Raw genomic sequence first — 21958 nt, 5'->3', positions numbered from 1 at the left:
ATCATTAAATGCTACTACTACCTTATATAAATAGATATTAATAAGGCAATATCTCTATGTCTTTAATAGTAGAAAAACCAGAAGGCATTACAATTGTATATTTCTTGTTATTAATCTCTAATGTTTTTTTTGTATCATCAAACTTCTCTATTAACCAAAATGCAAAATCTCTTGCATGATTAGAAGAATTAAAAACTAAATCACCTTGTCCTAGTACTGATTTAATCTCTATGGGGAATTTGTTTTGGTCTTTAGAAAACGAAAGTTTCCATAGTGCTTGATTATTAATTTTTTCTTTTGGGATTAAAACTTCATTAGTCGTATTGGTTGCTGCACCGTGATATAATTTTATGATATCATCAGATTCTGAAATTGTTTCATCACCAGAAGTAACCTCCCGAAAATGAGCTTCAAAAGATATCGCTGCTGTAATACTATTGTCTATGTTTGGCAGTAACTCTAGTATTTCGTTTACTATAACATCTTTTGGCTCTGCTGTTTTATTATTTTTATCTACTAATCCTTTGAAAGTGTATACCGGAAGTACATTAACATCATTTATTTCGAAAACGATATCCGCAATAATGTTACCTGTTAAATCGATTCCAACTATACCATCTTGATAGAGTGATAATGTATTATTACTAATTGAAGCATTAAGTGCTACTCTTCTTTGTCTTAGCATTACTTCTTCAGAAAATGTGCTACTTGCAGAAACCGTTCCTGTTAGTCCCGCTCCATTACTTCTTGTTTTTGAACTTGATTTTTCACCATCTGATGATGTTTTTTCTGAACCAATACCTGTAGAAGCATCCCCTGTAAGAGCAGCTTGGGTAGTATTAGAGTAGTTTAACTTTCCAAGATCTAAGGTTTCATAACTAGTAGCAATTTTATTACAACTTAGTAATTTAATGTCATCCCCTAAATCCAGCGTTACATTAATTTTTGATATTCTATTGGCTGGCATATGACTTCTATTACTTATAGAAATAACAACTTGTTTCTTTATGAGAGTGCGATCAATTACGCTAACAGATTTTTTTGATTTTAACGAAAGGCCAGAACCTAGTTTTTTAATTAAATCATCTGATAGTTTTTCTTTTTTGCTTATTTCGGTAATCAAAGAATTTTGACCTTTAGGAGATAAGTCAAATATAGTTTTAGGCGGAGTGGGTGGAGTCTTGGCTGTTTCAAGAAAATAGGCTCCTACCGAAATATTATCCTGTATAACTTTATCATTTTCAATGGATTCTACCGATTTATATCGCCTTGTTAAATGTCCGGATCCACACGAAAAACATAAAACGGATACCATAACTATTATAATACTTCTCATGATTCAATTGTTTTAATAAATGTCTTTGATGCATTATTATTCGCCAATTTTAGAACATCAGTAGAACTTTTACTTAATTTAATAACCGTAGCAGTCCCGGTTCTTAAAGTTCTTGTTTCTTTTATGGTTTTTGTTTTAATCTTTTCATGGTCTTCCTCTTTAGCAATATTCATATTATAACCTGCGGTATAATATTGATTAGCGTCTATAGATGCCAACGAATCATCCCACTGAACAGCTTTCCAATAGGATTTATTTAAATCTGAATTTAATACGGAAATATACTTTGCCATTAGATTGTATTTTAATTAAATTTTCTACTTGATAAAACTATAAAAACCAAAAACCTTTTAATATACCCAATGAAAGGTATTATTTAAAAGAAAGCGATATCTTCTAAAAATTTGTTTTACTATATATTAAAATTTACGGGGATAATTATGACGAAATATCGTGTATAAATATACAAGTCTTTACTTAAAGAAATTATAAATATGTAAATAAATCTAGTAATTACAGCAATGCAAAAGTGGGAATTACTATAATTGTATAAAAACCCCACACTGGTCCTAGTGTGCCTGAGTGAGGCTACCGCTAGTTTTCAAAACTAGTGGCGGTATGAGTAAGAATTAAAAGTAAAGAAGTCACAATATGTAAAAATGTTGTGACTTCTTTTATGAGTATGCTTCAACAACTAATCTCTGTAGATTCTGCGTTTTTTGGATAAAGAAGAATTTGACAGGGATCATAATCGTTATTCTAATAGAGATACACCATTACCCCCTATCCAATACCCCCATAGGGTGGTTCTGAACCACCCCCGACCCGGTTACAAACCACCCTTTACCCGGTTACAAACCCCTTCTACCCTATACCAAAGTGATTCGAAGTGGTTCTGCATCCTTTCGAATAGGTTATATAACTCCTTCGAGGTGGTTATTTACCCTTTACAATAGGTTCTTAACCCTTTCAAATAGGTATAGAACCGTCTCGAACCACTACAGTAACCTATTATAATGAGTATCGTATTGCTTCGAATGGGTATACTACCTCTTAGAAGCAATAATGAACCACCCAACCATAAGTAACAAACCCTCTAAAAACGATAAATAACCACCTCTAAGGAGTAATCAACGACCTACCACCACTTATCAACCCGCTCCGCATTCTATATAAAAAAACAGAAAGTATCGCTCCCATAAAATATAAAATTTCTGAAATAGAAAAGATTTGAAAACCTCTGGGCAGTAAACTATTTCATTAGTATGTTTACCCTTTTTTTTACTATCTTTTACGAAGTAACGTGATTAACCATTTGTAAAGAGGTTTGTGTATACAAATTTTCTTTTTTTAGTACTCTTAATTTTAAACCTAAGAAATATCATTTCTTGAGATTTTTGAAAAAAATAGAACCAATACATATATTATTTTATGTTTCCTCTATTATCGCTATTGTAATTGCAGCTTTTTTTGAAAGGAGATTTTTAATATACGCACTACCGGTTGTTATAGCTTCTATCGGTATGTTTTATGTTAAATATATTGATAAAATAAACTTTTGGTATTTGATTAGCCTTTCTGTAATTACCGTTTGTGATATATTGATTTATCTGGATTTTTCAAATTACTTTTCTGCTATTTGTGTTTTAATATCCATATATTTTGTGTTATGCACAGTGGTTATAAAAAAATTCATATCTCTAGAAAGAGTTAAGATTAACACGTTATTTTCATTACCTATTATAGTAAGTATTTGTTTAATCACATACGTAATTTACTCGATTTTACAGCTAATCCTATACATGGTTTTAGATTCTATTCCATATGTGATACTAAGTATATTTAGTTTATTAATCTATATTCTTGTTTCTTATTTTATTTATGCAACAGACAAGTATAAAGGTGGACTAAAGCTTTTGATAGTAGCTGGTTTATGTATGTTCATAGTTCCCCTAATTGTTATTAATGAGTTACTTCATTATAATACAGTATTTACAGTACTCATTAATAGTACACACATTTTAGGTTTTTATATTTTTATGAAATTTTTGATAGAAACAAATCCCGAAGACCACAAACCAGAAGTCAAAAAATATCTTTAACTTATCTAAACCAATGTAAGCGGCAATGCTCTAAACCTCTGATTGGTTAACCTGTAGACCGCATTTGCAATAGCAGCTCCTATTGGACCCAGAGGAGGTTCTCCTACAGCGCCTGGAGCCTCTGCATTTTCAAGAATAATTACGTCTATTTCTTTAGGTGTATCCTTCATCAAAGCCATCTCATATGGGCCATATATTGTTGGTCTCAATTGTCCTTCTTCTACATACATTCTTTCGAACAAAGAGGCACTCATTCCCATAATAATAGCACCTTCGCACTGTGCTTTTATCTGATCTGGATTAACAGCTACTCCAGGATCAATAACACAGGTAACCTTGTGAACTTTGATCCTATTCTTCTCTATGGAAACCTCAACAACCTGGGCGCAAGGTGTATTAGCGTCGGTAGAAACAGCAAACCCCATAGCTCGGTTATTATAAACACCATCTTTCCACCCAGAGGCACTGGTAGCGGCCTTGATAACTTCTTTTAATCGATACCCTCTCTCATCATCTTGTATTTGATCTAATCGAAATTGAATCGGATCTTTTCCCGCTTTGACGGCTAACTCATCCATAAAACTTTCAATGGCAAAAGTATTGGCCAATAATCCTAAACTGCGCCACCAACTTGTTGCAAAAGGGAGTTTTACACGCCATGAAATCGCTCTGTAATTTGGAATCCCACCATACTGAATCATCCCACCACGCCATGCACCAACATCTGCTCCTATCATACCATGAATTATTTTTGGTACTAGTGGAGATCCAAACATAACATCTCCGCTAGATACATTATGCTCTATGGCCTCAATCATTCCATCTTCTCTTAATTTAGCTTTTAGAATATGATGTGTAGGAGGTCTGAAGGTATCATTTTGAAACTCTTCTTTTCTATCAAAAAAACATTTCACCGGTTTCCCTACTGCTTTTGATAATAGGGCCGCCTGTATAGCATTGGGTGTATGCAGGCGTCTTCCAAATCCACCTCCCAGATATGTAGGAATGATATTCACCTGCTCTTCGTCAAAACCAAGCCGACCTGCAACTTCTTGTCTAGAGAAATTAATCACCTGGGTAGACATCATTATTGTTGCTTTATCTTCTTCGACAAAGGCTACAGCACCATTGGGCTCCATCTGAGCATGTGCACCTATAGGGCTTTTATATTCTCCTACAATCACACCTTCGGCATCTTCAAGAATGTTTTTTGCTTTTCCTTCTTTTTGAATAACAATGGGATTTCCTTCTCCAACTTTAATCATATCCTCGATATCCTTGGTTTCCCAGATTTTCTCTATATTCCAATCTACCTTGATCGCTCTTTTGGCATTTTCGGCTTCCATTCGGGATTTAGCTACTACACCAACAAAATCCTTTTCTTTCACTATTTTGATTACTCCTGGCATATTTTCGGCTTTAGAGGTATCTGCACCCATATACTTTGCTCCTATAGAAGATGGTCTCACCACAGCTCCAAAAAGCATATCCGGCATTGTAGCATCCATCCCAAAAATTGGAGCCCCAAAGACCTTTTCTTTCAAGTCGATTCTGGGAACGGGTTTCCCTACATAGGTATAGCTCTTCACATCTTTTAAAACCGGCGTGTCAGGAATTTCCCAATCGGTAACATCTTGTACAGCTTCTGCGTAGGACATCGTTTTTCCGTCACCAGTAATCATACCCTCTTTTACCGACAACGCAGCTACGGCGACACCCATTTTTTTGGCCGCTTCACTTTTTATCATTTCTCTCATGGTCGCTGCCAGTTCTCGCAATGGCTGCCATAGGCCCGAAATCGAAGTACTTCCTCCTGTAGAAAAACCATCTATATTTCCTGTAGCCGTAGCGGCATGTACTACTTTCATCTGGTCTATCGAAACCTCTAATTCATCGGCCGCTATTTGGGCAAGCCCTGTAAAAGTACCTTGACCCATTTCTACTTTAGGGCAATGAAATATGATATTATTTTCTGCTGTAGTTTCGAACCAAATCACAGGAGTATCCGTATTACCAACATAGGACATATCTATAGTATTTGCCATATCTGCTACTGCTCTTCTAATCGGGTTTCTAAATAAATAAGTTCCCAGGACCAAAGCTCCGGTTCCTCCAACGGCTGTTCTTAACAAAAACTTACGTCGCGATATTTTCTTGGGTTTCTGCTCTTTATTGCTCATTGTTCTTGTAATTTTCTGGTTTAGACATTTCTACAGCATCATCTTGAAGAACTTCCTGGGAGGCATTATGAGAAAGTTTAGCAGCGCGATGTATTGCTTTCCTCATTCTATAATAGGTTGCACATCGACATACATTTACTATATTTTTATCTATATCCTCATCGGTCGGGTTTGGAATTTTTTGAAGCATCGCGGCAGTTGCCATCATAAATCCAGGTTGACAATACCCACATTGGGGAACAATTTCATCTACCCAAGCTTGCTGCACGGGGTGTGGATTTTGTTCTGTACCTAATCCTTCGATGGTAGTGATCTTTTTTCCTTCAGCAAATTTTACGGCATAAGAACACGAACGAATTGCATCTCCATCTATATGAATAGTACATGCCCCGCAAGCTGCTTTTCCGCATCCAAATTTTGTTCCTTTAAGATCAAGAATGTCTCTAATTATCCATAGTAGGGGTGTATCACCATCATCGATTTCGATAGTTTTAGGGACATTATTTATAGTGAATGATATTTTCATAACTCTTATTATTTTGTAACGAATTGAATTTACTCTTCTGGGATAATGGCTCCATTTTCAAACCATTCCTTCACCGCGGCGATATATTCTTCTTTAGGCACCGGGGGTTTCTCTCTAGGTATTCCTTCGGCATTCACACCAGGGGTCCACGCCCAAAGCACCAATTCATGTTCAGTTAAATGATGCATTACTTCTTCGTGAGTACGATTGCCATTTCTTGAGGGATCAAGCATAGATTTTGCAATTTCGATACGGCTAAGGCCTTCCCATTTCATACTTTCGGGGGCAAGAGACCATTCTGGCGCCCCAGGAACACCCGAGTAGTTATTGTTTTCATTTTGATGACAGGTTATGCATTTTAAAGCTTCATATCCTGTATTATTTTCACCTCGCGCCAAACCAAAGTAGTGAGGATGACTATCTTCTCCTTGTTTGGGAATATTATCATTAGGATGGCAGTTGACACATCTTTTATGAGTAAGTACATTCATCATTTTGTTAAATGCTTCGTGCTGATCTTTATTTGCCGCATCATCTATAGATATAGGAACATAATCAATTGCATTATTTTTATATCCAAAAGCTATAACTATACTTGTGATCAATAAGGCTGAAATGAGGTAGATCAATTTCAATTTTTTCATAAGAAAAGATGATTTACATAGTTGTGTGACCTATGTAATTTACTCAAAATTATAATTATAAAGAATAATTTATTAGAATAATCTCCCCTCCCATATAGATATGTTACAGAGTTCTCTAATGAACTTTATTGAAAAAGAAATTGTATTCAACCAAAATGCAAGAATTAATATTGAATTAAAGAAATCGAATATTAGTGGATACTTTTATTTGTAGAGGTAATGAGACTTGGCTCTAGACTACTGCGATAATTTGGAATGTTATCTAAGGACACATAAAAAATATGGAGTAGCTACCCCATATTTTTTATGTGTCAATTAAAATGTGAGAATTTTAACCAATAATCTGTTCAGGTTTTGATGTATGGGCTAAGATAGATAGTAAAACAAAACACATGGCTAATACTAACCCAATATAGTCCTCACTATGCATATAAGGATCCGCTAATTTAATTGCAGGGATAATGAAGATGGCAATACCAAATACACCTATGATAAGAGATTTAACTTTATGAACTGTATTCTTGGCAATCATAAACCCAAAACCGATCAACCAAATGCCCACTAGAATTTCTGAAAACAAACGAAAATCTTTCGTTAAGTCTGCAAACATATTACCTGTCATAATCATTGTATCTATAGACACAATATTTTTTGCGGCGGTATTAGTAAGTTCTGGAATGTTTGCAAAAACAAAAATAGGACCAACCATAGCTATAATGGTACCAGCGGTTCCTATTAAGGCAAAGTAAAATGAATACACAGAATTATGTTCTCTTGATACTATGTTATGCAGGGCGAAAGGAACTGGGAGTAGTAAAAGCTGCGATATAAAATAGCATACCATTAAGCCTTGAAAAACACCAGAGGTTTTGGCATCTACATACCAGTTAATAGCTGCAGCGTGATCATCCAGCATATCAAAAGTAAATCCAAAAAGAGGTAAAATAACTGCAAAATAAATACTAGTTAAAAAAATACTTGAAGCAGCCGCAGCTGCAGATTTCCAGGCGATACTTCGCCATTGTGCAAATTGTAATGTTGTCATAATTATGATATTTTTAAATTTAATTTTGTGGAGTTTCTTCTTATTAAGAGGTAATAACTAATAGTCGATAGTTTTGTAAAAATGAGAACTTCTACCCAATCAAAGGGAGCACCACCTCCCCACAGAATAAACCTTGGGATTATAGGCCATATTCCAGCCCATATATACACATAAACAATAGGGAGTTTCGGCACTAATTTTTCTTTAAAAAGTAGTAGAGCCACTATAATTGCATCGTGAAATCCTATCAACAGTAATCCTACTAATGTATCCAAAATGTCTAGTTCAAGGACATTTAATATACTGTACATGTATTTCGTACCTATAAATGCCTCAATTGAATGTTTAGCATAAATAATAACAAGCAATAGTAAAGGGACATAAGACAATAAGTTAATTAACCTTTTCATATCATTAAGTATTTAGTACACAAGAAAATGCACATTGTTTATGAAGGCAAACTTATCTCCAGATACATCCATAACAAGAAAAAATATGATGAAACTGGATTTTTGTTGATGAAACTGAAAATTGTTTCTACTAAAGACATTTGTTTCTAGAATTCATAAAAATCGGAACCCCCATTTTTATTGTTCTACACTTTTCTACTCTTTTATCGGGTTTATCGGGAAAAATCCAGTTTCATCTTTTTCCTCATTAAAACCTTTCCTCTCCTAAATAGTTTTGTCGAGTAATTTAAAATCAATAAGCGAATGAAATTATATGCCAGCATTTTGTTTGGATTGTTTTTTATAACATCACAAGCACAAGAAAAATATACACTTAGTGGTTATGGCAAGGATATTTCCTCTGGAGAAAATCTTTGGGGTATAAATATTATTGTTGGACCAAATCTAGGTACTATTACAAATGATTATGGATTCTATTCCATAACATTAGAAAAAGGAGTATACACCGTTGAATTTTCTTTCATTGGGTTCAAAACCATTAAAAAAGAAATCGTAATCGATGGGGATATGAAATTGAACTTTGAAATGGAAGAAGATGCAGCGGCTTTAGATGAGGTAGTGGTAACATCATCTAAAGCAAGTAGAAATATTAAATCTACCGAGATGAGTGTCGCAACCATAAAAGCATCCACAATGAAAAAACTACCAACAGGTCTTGGCGAAGTAGATTTGGTTAAATCAATTCAGCTACTCCCTGGGGTTTCTAGTGTTAGCGAGGGTTCTTCTGGTTTTAATGTAAGAGGAGGTTCTGCAGATCAAAACCTTGTGCTATTGGACGAAGCTACTATTTATAATGCTTCTCACCTATTAGGTTTTTTCTCTGTCTTCAATGCAGACGCTGTAAAAGATGTAAAGCTTCATAAGGGAGCAATACCTGCAACTTTTGGCGGTCGATTGTCTTCAGTTTTAGATATCAAACAAAGGGAAGGTAATACTAAAGAATTTAATGGAGAACTTGGACTTGGACTTATTTCAAGTAGGGCATTGGTTCAGGGGCCCATAAACAAAGGAGATAATGAAGAAGGAAAAGGAAGTTATCTATTAGCCGGAAGACGATCTTATATAGATTTGTTTGCTCCTCTGGTAGAGGATTTCAAAGACACTAAACTCTTCTTCTACGATGTGAATTTAAAGGTAAATTATAATTTAAATGCTAAAAATCGACTTTTCCTTTCTGGATACTTTGGTAGAGATCGATTTGCCATTGATAATGTTTTTGGAAACACATATGGAAATGGATCTACCACGCTACGTTGGACAAGTGAACTAAGTGACAAGTTGTTCTTTCAAACCTCTGCAATATATAGTGATTATGAATATGAGGTTGATGTTTTGACCTCTGGATCAGAATTTCGTTGGAAATCAAATATTGTAAATTATAATTTTAAACCGAGACTTAGTTGGTTTATAAGTTCTGGGAACACGCTTAGAACAGGTTCAGATTTTACATACTACAATTTTAACCCTGGAGAGATATCGGCACTTAATAATTCTTCAACAACACCTCAAGACTTTCAGGATAAATATGCTCTAGAAATAGCTCCTTATATAGATTTTGAACATAAATTATCGGATAAGTTGAGTTTACAATATGGAGTAAGATGGTCCAACTTTCAGCGTATAGGAAAAGAAACGGTTTCACAATATGAAAACGGAAGCCCTTTAACCTATAACCCAACACTAGATTTGTTTGAGGAAAATGAGGTGATAGGGACAACTAATTTTGGTTCTGGAGATATAATTAAGAGTTTCAACAATCTAGAGCCTCGTGCTTCTGCAAGATATTTATGGAACAAAACCACTTCCATAAAAGCTAGTTATAATAGAAATTATCAGTATTTACACCTCATTTCAAATTCTACATCGGCTACACCTTTAGATATTTGGACACCTAGCGGCCCTTATTTAAAACCACAATACTCTGATCAGTTTGCTTTAGGGTATTTCAAGACATTAAAAAATAATGCATACGACTTTAGTATAGAAGCGTATTATAAAGATCTAAGAGATGTAACCGATTTTGTAGATGGCGCAGATCTTCTTTTTCAAGAGAATATCGAAACTCAAGTTATACAGGGAAAAGGAAGAGCCTACGGAATGGAGTTTCAATTGAATAAAAATTCAGGTAAACTCACAGGGTGGTTAAGTTATACCCTTGCGAAATCCGAGAGACAGGTACTTGGTATTAATAACAATGAATATTATCCCTCAAATAATGACCAAACCCACGAACTTAGTTTAGTAGGGCTCTATAAGCTTAATGACAGATGGGATTTTGGTGCAAACTTTGTCTATGGTTCTGGAAAACCTGTCACGTATCCAACGGGTAAGTTTGAACAAAACGGACTCATAGTAGCAGATTATGAAGGTAGAAACGGGAATAGATTACCAGCATTTCACCGTCTAGATCTTTCTGCAACTCTAAACCCTAAAGAAGGTGGCAACGGCACTTGGATTTTTAGTATCGGAAACGTTTATAACAGACAAAACGCAGCAACCATTTTCTTTAGAGAAAGAGTTGATGAAATAAACGATATCAATATTCCTACAGGCCAAACAGAAGCTAGTAAATTCTCTTTTCTAGGAATAGTACCCTCAGTTACCTATCAGTTTAAATTTTAATTACAAAGAATATGAAAACGACAATAAAAACAATCAAACATTTAATATGTATTAGCATCGTCATATTATTTTTTTCTTGTGAAACAGATGTTAGTGATGATATCAGCTTAGCTCCTTCACCAGTAAAACTGGTAATCAATGGAGGCTTAGAACGAAACACCGCAAGCCCTTTGAGTGTTCAACAATTAAGATTGACCACAACAAATGATTTTCTATCTAGCGAACCCAATCCTAGTGTAACTAATGCAGAGGTATCGGTTACCGATGGAACCGATATCTGGTCTTTTGATCATCAAGGAGATGGTTTTTATAGTAATACAGCACTGGCTCCTGAACTTGGCAAGACATATACAATTACTATTCTTTGGAATGGGGAGACCTACCAAGGTTCTGATACCTTAAATAAAGTACCTGGGTTTGATAACTTCTTTGTTCAGTTTGAAGAAGAAACTATTTTTTCGCCTGGTGGTTATTTTTTGAAATTTGACAGTACTGATCCAGCTAATATTGAAAATTATTATTACAATAGACTCTTCAAAAATGGTGAATTTGTAATATCTCCTGATCCGGGTAATGCTCAAAATTTAATTACATCAGATGAGTTTTTTGATGGTCAAACACGTACTAATGTTGATGTAAATGGAGAGATCAGTTTTGAAATTGGAGAAACCGCAACCGGCCAACAAATAGGTATATCTAAAGAATATTTTGATTATCTTTTTGAATTATTTACTCAAACTGGCAATACGGGGATTTCCTTTGGAGGTAATCCACCACCAGCTACGATTAGGAGTAATGTTATTAACACAACAACACCAAGTAATAGGGCTGTAGGGTTTTTTTATACTGTAGATGTAGAAGAAGATTCAATAGTAATTGAGTAATAACTTTAAAACACATACCATTGAATATCAATCGTTTCTTATTCTATTTCTTAATCTGTTTCTTAGTAAGTGTAGTTGACATTTTAAGAGATTTGCGACAAGAAAGCTTTCTTGAGGCTATAGAGTACGTTCCTCTGGTTTTTATAATAACATTTATTTTGACTACGGGTATTTATTATTTGCGTTTATGGATCTTAAAAAAATCACCTCTTAATAGATTTACACATAAAGAAAGTAAAAGCAATAAGCTATTATATGGTCTTATCATTATTGTAAAAGCGACAGTATTCACTTTCATTATTAGACTATTGGGGCAAATATTTGAGCCAGATTATGTATCGTATTCTCTAACAGGTTTGTTTTTTTGGGGAAGTTTTACTGTGATAATTAGTGTAATATTATTTGTTTATGTTATTGAAGCCTTCTTAGAATCTCAAGCAGAGAAACAAGAATTTGTTATGAAACTAAATGAAATAGAAAACGAACGCACAGTAGCAAAATATCAGGCACTTAAAAACCAATTAAATCCACATTTCTTATTTAATAGTTTTAATAGCTTATCCGCTTTGATGAGTATCGATATCAACAAAGCAGATGATTTTTTGCAACAATTATCGAGTGTATATAGATACAATTTAGATCATAGTGAAGAATTAGTAGTTCCTCTGGATAAAGAAATAAAACTGATTAAATCGTATATGGCTCTGCAGCACATACGCTTTCGCGAAAGCATACAAATAATCTATCAAATCGATGAATCAAAAACGAATTATCTCATACCGCCAATGACCTTAGAATTATTAGTGGAAAATGCGATTAAACACAACATTGTAGAAAAGACAAACCCATTACATATTACAATTATTACCAAAGGAGATTATATCATTGTAGAGAACAATTACCAACCAAGAGGAACAGCCGTAGATCAAGATTCATCATTCGGAATAGGGCTTAAAAATTTAAAAAAACAATATGAGTTGATACATACAGAAGCACCAACATTTATTGTTGAAAATAATACATATACTGCTCGTATACCTCTAATAAAACCCGACATATGATTAACGCAATAATAATAGAAGATGAAGATATTGCTGCTATCAAGTTGCAAAAAATGATATTAGAGCTGGATTCTGACATTCATATTGCTCGTATATTGTCTTCGGTGAAAGAAGCAGTCGAATATCTCAATGAGAACATCCCGGACTTAATATTCCTGGATATCAATTTATCTGATGATAATTCATTTGAAATTTTCAATCAAGTGGATACTATTACCTCAAAAATAATTTTTACAACGGCTTATTCTGAATATGCTATCAAGGCATTTGAACAAAACAGTATCGATTATTTGTTGAAACCTATTCCAAAGGAAGCACTACAACGTAGTCTCGAGAAATTAAGAAAATATGATAACCCGCCTAATCCGGATTACACTAAGGTTTTATATAATCCTGCCGATGCCTACAAGAAGCGATTTCTAGTAAAGATCAACAATAATCTTAAAACCGTCGAGATAGATGAAGTGGCTTATTTTTATTCTGAAGATAAAATCACATTTATCAAGCTTAAGAATGAAAAGAAATTACCGATAGATTATTCGTTAAAAGGGCTAGAAGAAATCCTCGACCCTAAAGAATTCTATCGAATCAATAGAAAATACATCATCCATATATCTGCCATTTCAAAAATGTACTACTCTTCGAAATCCAAGATTATTTTACATCTTGAACCAGTTGCAGAAGACCAACAAATATCTGTTGCCATAGAAAAGCTTGGCAAGTTTAAAAAATGGCTATCCAAATAACGAGAAAATATATACTAATACATTAATTGACTTTTCTCCCAATTAGTCTTACCCCATAAATTAGTCAATAAGAATTCTTGATTTTTAAAAAATAAAGGTTCGTTTTGAGCTTAAAAATTGAAAAAAAAAGAAAACAGTACTCCATGATTGAGTACTGTTTTTTAATACATCATTTTTTCTGGTTTATATATTTACCAACTACTATGGCGGTCAAAATCACCAAATAAAATTGTCCCAACATACCAATCAAAATAGCCGCTTTTTGAGCTAGTGATGTAACGGGTACGATCTCACCATAACCAATAGTCATTAAAGTAATATAGCTATAATACATTATTCGTTCGGTAAATGATTGTGATTCATCCATATTAGCATTAAGTCCTTGGAAGGAACCAGGATTCGCCAATTCTATACTTAAACAAACAAAAAAGCTTATTAGTCCTAATGCTATGTACCCACTTATCAGCCCAAAAATCACATTCTTATTGACAATTTTAGTTTCCCAAATCTGCTGTATTATTTCAAAAGTGACGATGGTGTAAAACAAAAAGTATGTCCCCATATTGAGAAATGCGAAAAATCTATCATTTTGAATCTCTAGTAAATCCGCACCAAAAACAACTCCAGAAACCATTAGCAATACGATAAAAAACCACGTCAGTTTTTTCTTCTTAGAAATCAATAAAACCCCTGCCGCTAAATTTATTAGAAATAGCAGCGGAGATATAATGATTTCAAAAAAATCTCCACGAAAAATTAATGATCCAAAAAGAATAACAATCTGACTAAAGAGAAAGAGCTCAAATCGGTACGAATATAATTTTTCAAGCATAGATTTACTCCAATAATTCTTCGTTAAACTCATATCCTTTATAATCTACTCTATACAATACGCTATAGAAAGAGGGAATAAACAGTAAGGTAATCACGGTACCAAATAATAATCCTATCATAATGGTCACGGCCATAGGTTCCCACATTTCGCCTCCACCAAGATACAAGGGGATTAACCCCAGTACTGTTGTAAATGTTGCTAATAAAATGGGTCTGAAACGTTGTATACATGCCGCTATAATCGCATCCTGGGGTTTCCGTTTCAATTCATTCTCTTCGATTTCAATACGATCTATTAATACAATTGCATTATTGATAACGATTCCCGCTAAAGAGATTACTCCTAAAAACGCCATAAACCCAAAAGGAACACCAAATAGTAGCAATCCAATCACCATCCCTATAACTCCTAATGGAATGGTTGTTACGATCATTGTCATTTTCCTAAAGGAATTAAATTGTATGATCAAAAGCATAACGATGATAAAAGCAGATAATGGTAAATATTTAGCCACAGCACCCATATTCTCAGCACTGTTTTCGGCATCTCCTCCTAATTTATAAGTATACTCCTTGCCCCAAATTTCTTCTTGTTCTTTTAACCAAGGGGTTATTACTGCAGTAATTGCTGAAGCATTTCCATCTTCAGTTAATTCACTTGATACATTGATGGTTCGTGTAAGATCTAATCGTTTTATTTTAGAATATTGCCATTGTGGAACAATATTCGCCACTTGTAACAACGGAACGCTTTTTCCTGAGTTTTGACCATAAATATTAAGCGTTTCTAAAGAAGCTAGCGATTGCTGTTTTCCTTGATTACTGGTCATTACAATAGGAATAGATTTGTCATTTTCTCTAAATTCACCTGCCTGAAAACCGTCTAACACGGTCTGTAATGATATTGCCACATCTTGATTGGTAATTCCCGCAGACTGTGCTTTGTTTTGATCAATATCAATAACAAATTTTTTCCCTTTAGGTCCCCAATCATCTTTAATATTTTTAGTGCCAGAAATACTAAATAGTTTTGATTTGATTTCTTCGGCTATGCTGGCTAATTTATCAGGACTATCCCCAGACACCTTTATTTCAATAGGGGTTCCACTACCTCCCGACCCTAATAATCCAACTTTGATATCTGCATCAGGAAAGGTATTAAAACAAAAACCGTCCAATTGCTTCACCATATCATTATTCACTAAAAAAGAAGACGTATTGACCAAAATATGCGCATAATTAGAATTGGGTTCATCAGCACTATATCCCAGATCATACGATGATGGTCCTTCGCCAATGTAAGAAGACCAATCTACGATACCATCTGCTTTTTCAGCAGTAACTTTTAGATTGTTAGTGATAAATTCTTCAATAGCTAATATGGTCTTGGTAGTACTTTCAATTTTTGTTCCTTCTGGTAAATTAATGTCTATGGTAATCATATTACGATCGCTATCCGGGAAAAACACAAATGCTAGTTTTGTGAAACCATAAAGTGATAAAAAGAACAACACAACAATACTTAATAATACTGTCCTTTTCCAAGCCAAGGCTAATAGAATAAGATCTTTATACTTTGATTTTAGGCCATTGATCATACGATCCAAAAATCCCATTTTTCCGTCTTCTCTCTTTTTAATTTTCAGAAAAAACACGCAAAACAAAGTGATGATGCTCAATGAAATAATCCAGGAAGATAAAAGAGCTATCGTAATCACCACAAAAATAGGCCCCATAATATCCCCCATTACAGACTCTGCCATAAAGAACGCAAGAAATGCCGCTGAAGTTGTCAAGGTTGAAATCAACAACGGCATAAATAACTCAGCACAGGAATCAATCGCAGCTTTTTTAACATCAATGCCATTTTCCATCTTTACCATAATAGATTCTGCGACTACAATAGCATTATCCACCATCATACCTAATGCCATAATTAAAGCAGCCAATGTAATCTGGTTAAGACCTATATCGATAAGTCCCATAACCATTAATGTCGTTATCGTAACAATAGGAATCAAACTTGCTATCACCATCCCGGTACGGAAACCAAGAAAAATCAACATTACGGCAAGTACAATAGCAATAGCTTGCATTAAATTACCCAAAAAATCACTAATCTTAAGGTCAATATATTGATCTATAGATGCTAATCGAGATACTTCTAGACCTACCGGAAGTTTTTCTTGCCATTTTGCTAATAATATGTCTATTTCTTCTCCTAATTTAATGATATTCCTCCCTTTCTTTAAAGAGACATGAAGTGAAACAGCATCCTTCCCATTGATGCGTACTTTCTGTTTGGGTGGATTAATATATCCTTTTTCAATTATTGTAATGTCTCCTAAGCTAACCACTTGCCCACTTTGACCAAGTGGGATTAGCATATTTTTAATATCCGAAACCGTATTAAAATTACCCGTAGGTTCTAGGATAATCCGCTCTTCTTCGATATTAACTTCTCCTCCAGAATTCAAAATATTCGTGCTTGCAATAATCCCTTGCAAGTTACTTGAAGTTAACCCGTAAGCTTTTAGTTTTGTATTATCAAATTTCACAAAAACACGTTCTTCTTGTGCTCCGTTGATTTCTACTTTAGCTGCATCTTCGAGCTTAATCAGGTCATCACGAAGATCGTCTGCTTGCTCTTTCATAGCTGCGTATGTAAATCCATCACTAGTAATTCCAACGGCGATACCAAATACTTCTCCTATACCATCGTCATTTAATTGAGGACGTACATCACTAGGTAATCCCTTAATCGTATTTAATTTACGTCGTAATCGATCCCAAACGGGTTGTAACTGCTCGGGGGCAACCTCCATTTTTAGTTCTACCTGAACTACAGAGAGCCCGGTTCTTGAAGTACTGGTTACTTTTTTTAGTTCGGGTAATTCTTGTGCAATTTTTTCAATTTTGTCGGTTACTAATTCCTCAACACGTTCAGGGCTTGCTCCTGGAAATGATGAAACAACAGAAGCCACACGTATCGTATATGGTGGCATACTATCCCGTGAGAGTGAAGCATAAAACACCATACCCATCACCATCACTACGCCAAGAATACTAAGAGCAACACGATTTTTTTCAATGGAAAATTTAGCAAAATTCATATGTTTTTCTTTTGATAGTGATTATTGTAACTTCACTTTTTGTCCGTCTAACAAGGTCTGAAGGCCGGCTGTAGCTATTTTTTGACCTTCAGAAAGTCCGCTTTTAATTTTAAAACCACCTGTCGTGAGTTCTCCAATTTCTATACGGTGTTTTTTTACTATTCCTGTAGTTCCATCTTCAGAATCAATTAAAAAAACAAAATTACCATCGCCATCTTCTCCAACCGATTTAACCGGAATCACTAGGGCCGTACCTGTCTTGGTGGCTTCTTCTTTAAAATCAAAAGTAACATTAGCACTCATACCAGGCTTAATTTCTTTGGTTGGATCCGTAATATCAATTTTTACAGGATATGTTGCAGAGCTTTCACTTACAATAGGAGCAATTTCAATAACATTTCCTGTGAAGATTTTACCTGGCAAGGCTGAAAATGAGATTTCGGGATTCATCCCTAATCGTACTTTATTAATTACATTCTCGGGTAATCCTACTTCAATATTAGTATGATCTCCTGCATTTAATACCGCAATTACTTGTCCCGCACTTACGTTTTCATTTAACTGGTTATTTTTCGCAGCAATAATGCCTGTTTTTGGTGCTTTGATATATCCATAACTGATTTGTGATTGTTGGATACTTTTGTTTCGCTTTGCGGATTCATATTGATCTAATGCACTTTGATAAGAATTTTTAGCAGATTCATAATCACTTAATGAATTACTTCCTTTTTCATACAACGATTTAATACGATCCAAACTAGATTTGGCAGTATTCATAGCCGATTTAGCGCTATTGAGTGCAGAAACCGATTGTTCATAAGCAAGGTTGGCTTGCACGTTATCCAATTTGGCAATCAAATCACCTTTATTGACCTTCTGCCCTACTTTGATGTCTAGGGTGGTAATAATTCCAGTGCTCCTAAAACTTAACTCAATTTCATCACCAGCCTTGGCGATTCCACTAAACGTTCTAATATTTTGTGCATTTAAGTTACCCACAACCTGGTATTGCACAGGTCGCAGTACTTCTTCTTTTTTCTCCACTTCCTTTTTACAGGCATTTAACGTCAAAAATATGAATGCCGATAGTAGTATATATTTTATAAATCTCATTTCTATAGGTGTATTAGTGGTTTTCTTTTTTAGTTTCTATTAAGTATAAACTCATTAGCTCTTCGAATAAAATCTTGGTTACTTGCCTCGGTATTCATTAAAAAGAAATAACCAATGGCTCTTTCTAACTGCATAGAGGTTAATAAATAGTCATAATTGGCGGTTGCTCTGGCTAACTGTGCTTGCAAGTAATTGGTTTGAGCATCAATCAATTGGATCAATGGTACTGCACCTTGCGCATAGGCATTTTGTGTAAGATCTAAACTTTCTCTAGCAGCCTCTTCAGATACTTTGGAAATTTCGATGTTTGCAATTTGATTGATCATATCCAATAAAATGTCGTTTACACTTCTTTCGATGTTCAGTTCTATGTTCTCTTTCTGCACCAATAATTGATCTTCCTGAATCTTTGCAGTCTGTTTATTAATGTTCCGTTGGTTTTGCTGAAAAATGGGTAGGGAAAGGTTCACACCTACATTGTAGCTTCCATCAGGAATATTTGGGAAACCTTGAGGAACTGTTGATCCTTTACCTGATTCTGAAAGGGCCAGATTATATTGTCCTTGCAAAGCTACAGTTGGTACAAATCGACCCAGATCATTAAGTCGATAATTACGCTGTGTAGCTTCCATATTGTAACCAACATTTTTTAATTCTGGGGCATTTTTCTTGGCTTCCTCGACCAAAAATTCAATAAGTGCAGGTCGTAATTTGGGGTCATCCAAAATTTCCAGAAAATCCTGATATTTATAATTCTCAAATACTCCTTTAGATATTTCGGCATCATCAATATCAATTTCGGTAGTAATGGGATTATTCATTAATTGATTAATTGTGTTGAAAGCTTGCTGCTTTTGATTCTCTGCATTGATTAAACTTTGTGTGTTTTGAGCCAACTGACTCCTGAAACGAAGCACATCGGATTTGCCTGATTCTCCGGCAGCAAAGTTTTGATCTGCGATGTCCAAATTCTTTTTCGTGACTTGAAGGTTTTGATTTTGGATTGCTACATTTGTTTTTAGAATCAATGCATTAAAATAGGCAACAGAAGCGTCTAGAAGTGCATCCAATTCAGCAGTATTATAGATTTCCTCCTGAGCTTTTTGCAAATTTTCATTGATGGTAATATTCGCTCCGGCACCTTCTGAATAAATCACTTGTTCTAAAGTAACATTTCCTGAAGTAGAAAACTCCGGATTAGCACCATTAGAAACCTCAGCAACATCCGGATCTAAATATACTGCATTAGCACTGGCAGTTACATTGGGTAAGTAACTACTCTTGGCAGTTTTAACATCCTGACTACTTAACTCAATATTTTTTCGCTCTACATCTAGCGCAAGGTTTTTTGCAACCACTCCTTTCATGATATCAATAATAGAATACGATGTTCCTACAACTACATCATTCTCTCCTCCAATAAAGTCTGCATTAGCTAACATACTATACCGTAATGGAAATCCAATCTGTTTTGCGGTACTAGCGTTAATAGAAAGCTCTTTTTTATAGTCCAAATACATAGATAATGTAGATGGATTTGTTCCATCAACAATTGCTTCTACATTTAAGGCAATACGCCTAAAAAACTGATCGATATTAGTTTTGGGCTGATTGGAGGCCAAAATTCCTTTCTCAACATCTTCTCTACTATAGGCTGAAAATGATGGTAGTTTTTGAGTATTGATGCTGGTAACCAATGTTTTGAATTCACTATCCTTTAAGTAAAACCCTCCTGCAAGATATACCGCATCTAGACCCTTTAAATCGCCATTAATGCTACCATCTTTTTGAAGAGAAATAAGAGTATAAGTAGCATCGTTTTTGGAAAAATAATCATCAAATAGTTTTTTGACAGGCAAAATTTCGGGAATAAAATCATCCAATACGATACCAATTTTCTTATAAGAATATAAAGATTTGAAAACGTCAAGATCATCTGTATAGGAAAAAGGAGCTATGAGATAGGTGATATTATTAACTCCTGAAGTTTTTTGACCTTCTGGAAAATTATAAAAATCACTATTCGCACTACCAAACAGAATAACCGGTTTTGGATATTGTTTTTCTTTATCAATTACTATATTATTAACGACTCCAAACGCCAATATAATATCAACATCAGAATTAAGCAATGTCTGATAATTTGATTTTGCCGTTTCGGTATTGAAATCATTCTCTAATACCTCCATAAAAACAGTAGTGGCACTCTGCCCTACAATTCCTCTTATTTCGGTTTGTAGCTTGGTTAATAATGGCTTCGTTTCTTCTGACGATTTATCGGCAAGAATACCAATAGTAACGGTTTTCGTAACTTGTGAATATGCTAGTATATTTATGAAAATAAGTAAGAAAGTTAACTTTATCTTTTTCATATAATTATATGTGATTATAGTTGATTTAATCGTTTATTTACTGACCAGGATAATTTATTAAAGAGGTTAGAGAAACTTGTAAATTGTTTTTCGGGTAATACTTTTTTAAGTTCATTGTTCTGTTCCTTAATAAGTTCATTAAACTCATGAATAATTTCAATTTTAGTCAATTTTGGATCTTCTCCCAATTGCTTCATTTTGAAACCGAAGTAAAAGGTGATAATCTTAAAATTTGAAGCCATTTCTGGAGTCATCTCAGTGTCCATTATCATGTTCCCCATCCATTGTTTGATGTAATCAGTTTCTTCCTTATTAAAAATCTTAATAGCCGTGCTATCCTCCTTTTTAACTATTGGAGTTTGCCCCATCATTTTTGTTGACAGTAAAATCAGAAAACTAATAAAAAGAATCTTTTGAATGTACATAAACCGATTATGTATGGTTTAACAACTTATTCTTTAGACCAACCTCTTCTGTTGTATACACTAGTAACAATTTTACCAAAGCTTTGTTCATGTATTTTGAACTGTTCTTCTGTCAAGATCTCTTTTACATCAATATCCAATTTCTTGAGCATTTCATGAAACTTTGCAATCACTTCTTTTTCTGTAAGTTCTGCATCTTTATCATCCAAACGCGCAATTTTATTGGTGTGATACCCGACAATCATGAAGTAATCATCTCGTAAATCTTCAGAAAGTTCCATTTTATCCACCTGTTCCGCAACAAAAGCTTGTAAATTGTCTCTTTCTCCAGAAGTGAATATCTCGACCCTGCTGTTCTGTCGTTCTTGTTGTTTTTCTTTTTGTGTTTGCCCAAATGCAGATAGGAACACTACTAAAAATAGCCCAGTAATGATGGTTTTCATAATTTGTGTGTTTCGTTTTAGTATATAAATCGGTTAAATTTA

Annotated in this window: 17 protein-coding genes; 4 read left to right on the top strand and 13 right to left on the bottom strand. The window is 34.4% G+C overall.

Annotated features, from left to right (window positions below):
• Positions 1 to 37 precede the first annotated feature (37 nt).
• The 7 genes from ABW637_RS07075 to ABW637_RS07045 all read right to left on the bottom strand — a co-directional run bounded on the left by ABW637_RS07075 (position 38) and on the right by ABW637_RS07045 (position 8144).
• Positions 38 to 1336, bottom strand: coding sequence for a hypothetical protein (locus tag ABW637_RS07075; protein ID WP_367583948.1), 1299 nt, complete (start codon positions 1334 to 1336; stop codon positions 38 to 40).
• Entirely contained in the window at positions 1333 to 1629 is a 297-nt protein-coding gene (locus tag ABW637_RS07070) for a hypothetical protein (RefSeq protein WP_367583947.1), read from the bottom strand. The genes ABW637_RS07075 and ABW637_RS07070 overlap by 4 nt, the downstream gene beginning before the upstream one ends.
• 1814 nt (positions 1630 to 3443) lie before the next feature.
• Complete coding sequence (locus tag ABW637_RS07065) at positions 3444 to 5618, bottom strand: xanthine dehydrogenase family protein molybdopterin-binding subunit (RefSeq protein ID WP_367583946.1); 2175 nt, start codon at positions 5616 to 5618, stop codon at positions 3444 to 3446.
• On the bottom strand, positions 5608 to 6144 hold the full coding sequence (locus ABW637_RS07060; RefSeq protein WP_367583945.1) for a (2Fe-2S)-binding protein: 537 nt from the start codon (positions 6142 to 6144) through the stop codon (positions 5608 to 5610). Before ABW637_RS07060 ends, ABW637_RS07065 begins: the two co-directional genes overlap by 11 nt.
• 29 nt (positions 6145 to 6173) lie before the next feature.
• The gene (locus tag ABW637_RS07055) at positions 6174 to 6788 is read right to left on the bottom strand and encodes a hypothetical protein (protein ID WP_367583944.1); all 615 of its coding nucleotides are present in this window, start codon (positions 6786 to 6788) and stop codon (positions 6174 to 6176) included.
• Positions 6789 to 7119: 331 nt separating this feature from the next.
• Entirely contained in the window at positions 7120 to 7833 is a 714-nt protein-coding gene (locus ABW637_RS07050) for a hypothetical protein (RefSeq protein ID WP_367583943.1), read from the bottom strand.
• Positions 7834 to 7835: 2 nt separating this feature from the next.
• Positions 7836 to 8144, bottom strand: coding sequence for a hypothetical protein (locus tag ABW637_RS07045; RefSeq protein WP_367583942.1), 309 nt, complete (start codon positions 8142 to 8144; stop codon positions 7836 to 7838).
• Positions 8145 to 8546: 402 nt separating this feature from the next.
• Between ABW637_RS07045 and ABW637_RS07040 the strand changes: the two genes are divergently transcribed.
• Genes ABW637_RS07040 through ABW637_RS07025 form a run of 4 tightly spaced genes read left to right on the top strand, consistent with a single transcriptional unit; the run spans position 8547 to position 13616 of the window.
• Positions 8547 to 10925, top strand: a complete 2379-nt coding sequence (locus tag ABW637_RS07040; RefSeq protein WP_367583941.1) for a TonB-dependent receptor — start codon at positions 8547 to 8549, stop codon at positions 10923 to 10925.
• An 11-nt stretch (positions 10926 to 10936) separates the two neighbouring features.
• Positions 10937 to 11809 (top strand): DUF4249 family protein, encoded by an 873-nt coding sequence (locus ABW637_RS07035; protein WP_367583940.1) that lies wholly within the window; start codon positions 10937 to 10939, stop codon positions 11807 to 11809.
• Positions 11810 to 11829: 20 nt separating this feature from the next.
• Positions 11830 to 12870, top strand: a complete 1041-nt coding sequence (locus ABW637_RS07030) for a sensor histidine kinase (RefSeq protein WP_367583939.1) — start codon at positions 11830 to 11832, stop codon at positions 12868 to 12870.
• Positions 12867 to 13616: a LytR/AlgR family response regulator transcription factor gene (locus ABW637_RS07025; RefSeq protein ID WP_367583938.1), complete on the top strand. Its 750-nt coding sequence runs from the start codon at positions 12867 to 12869 to the stop codon at positions 13614 to 13616. The genes ABW637_RS07030 and ABW637_RS07025 overlap by 4 nt, the downstream gene beginning before the upstream one ends.
• A 169-nt stretch (positions 13617 to 13785) precedes the next feature.
• On the opposite strand, the gene ABW637_RS07020 is transcribed toward ABW637_RS07025, so the two are convergent.
• The 6 genes from ABW637_RS07020 to ABW637_RS06995 are packed head-to-tail and all read right to left on the bottom strand — an operon-like array spanning position 13786 to position 21916.
• Positions 13786 to 14481 (bottom strand): ion channel, encoded by a 696-nt coding sequence (locus tag ABW637_RS07020; RefSeq protein WP_367583937.1) that lies wholly within the window; start codon positions 14479 to 14481, stop codon positions 13786 to 13788.
• Positions 14453 to 17563 (bottom strand): efflux RND transporter permease subunit, encoded by a 3111-nt coding sequence (locus ABW637_RS07015; RefSeq protein WP_367583936.1) that lies wholly within the window; start codon positions 17561 to 17563, stop codon positions 14453 to 14455. Before ABW637_RS07015 ends, ABW637_RS07020 begins: the two co-directional genes overlap by 29 nt.
• A 21-nt stretch (positions 17564 to 17584) precedes the next feature.
• Positions 17585 to 18676, bottom strand: a complete 1092-nt coding sequence (locus tag ABW637_RS07010; RefSeq protein ID WP_367583935.1) for an efflux RND transporter periplasmic adaptor subunit — start codon at positions 18674 to 18676, stop codon at positions 17585 to 17587.
• Between the two features lie 29 nt (positions 18677 to 18705).
• Positions 18706 to 21048, bottom strand: a complete 2343-nt coding sequence (locus ABW637_RS07005) for a TolC family protein (protein ID WP_367583934.1) — start codon at positions 21046 to 21048, stop codon at positions 18706 to 18708.
• Positions 21049 to 21062: 14 nt separating this feature from the next.
• Positions 21063 to 21473, bottom strand: a complete 411-nt coding sequence (locus ABW637_RS07000; protein WP_367583933.1) for a hypothetical protein — start codon at positions 21471 to 21473, stop codon at positions 21063 to 21065.
• A 26-nt stretch (positions 21474 to 21499) separates the two neighbouring features.
• Positions 21500 to 21916, bottom strand: a complete 417-nt coding sequence (locus tag ABW637_RS06995) for a hypothetical protein (protein ID WP_367583932.1) — start codon at positions 21914 to 21916, stop codon at positions 21500 to 21502.
• Positions 21917 to 21958: the final 42 nt, after the last annotated feature.

Origin of the sequence: Aquimarina penaris, assembly GCF_040786285.1 — a bacterium.
In the GTDB taxonomy this organism is placed as follows: domain Bacteria; phylum Bacteroidota; class Bacteroidia; order Flavobacteriales; family Flavobacteriaceae; genus Aquimarina.
The sequence above is the reverse complement of the archived record's forward strand: the minus strand, read 5'-3'. Positions and strand labels throughout refer to the sequence as shown.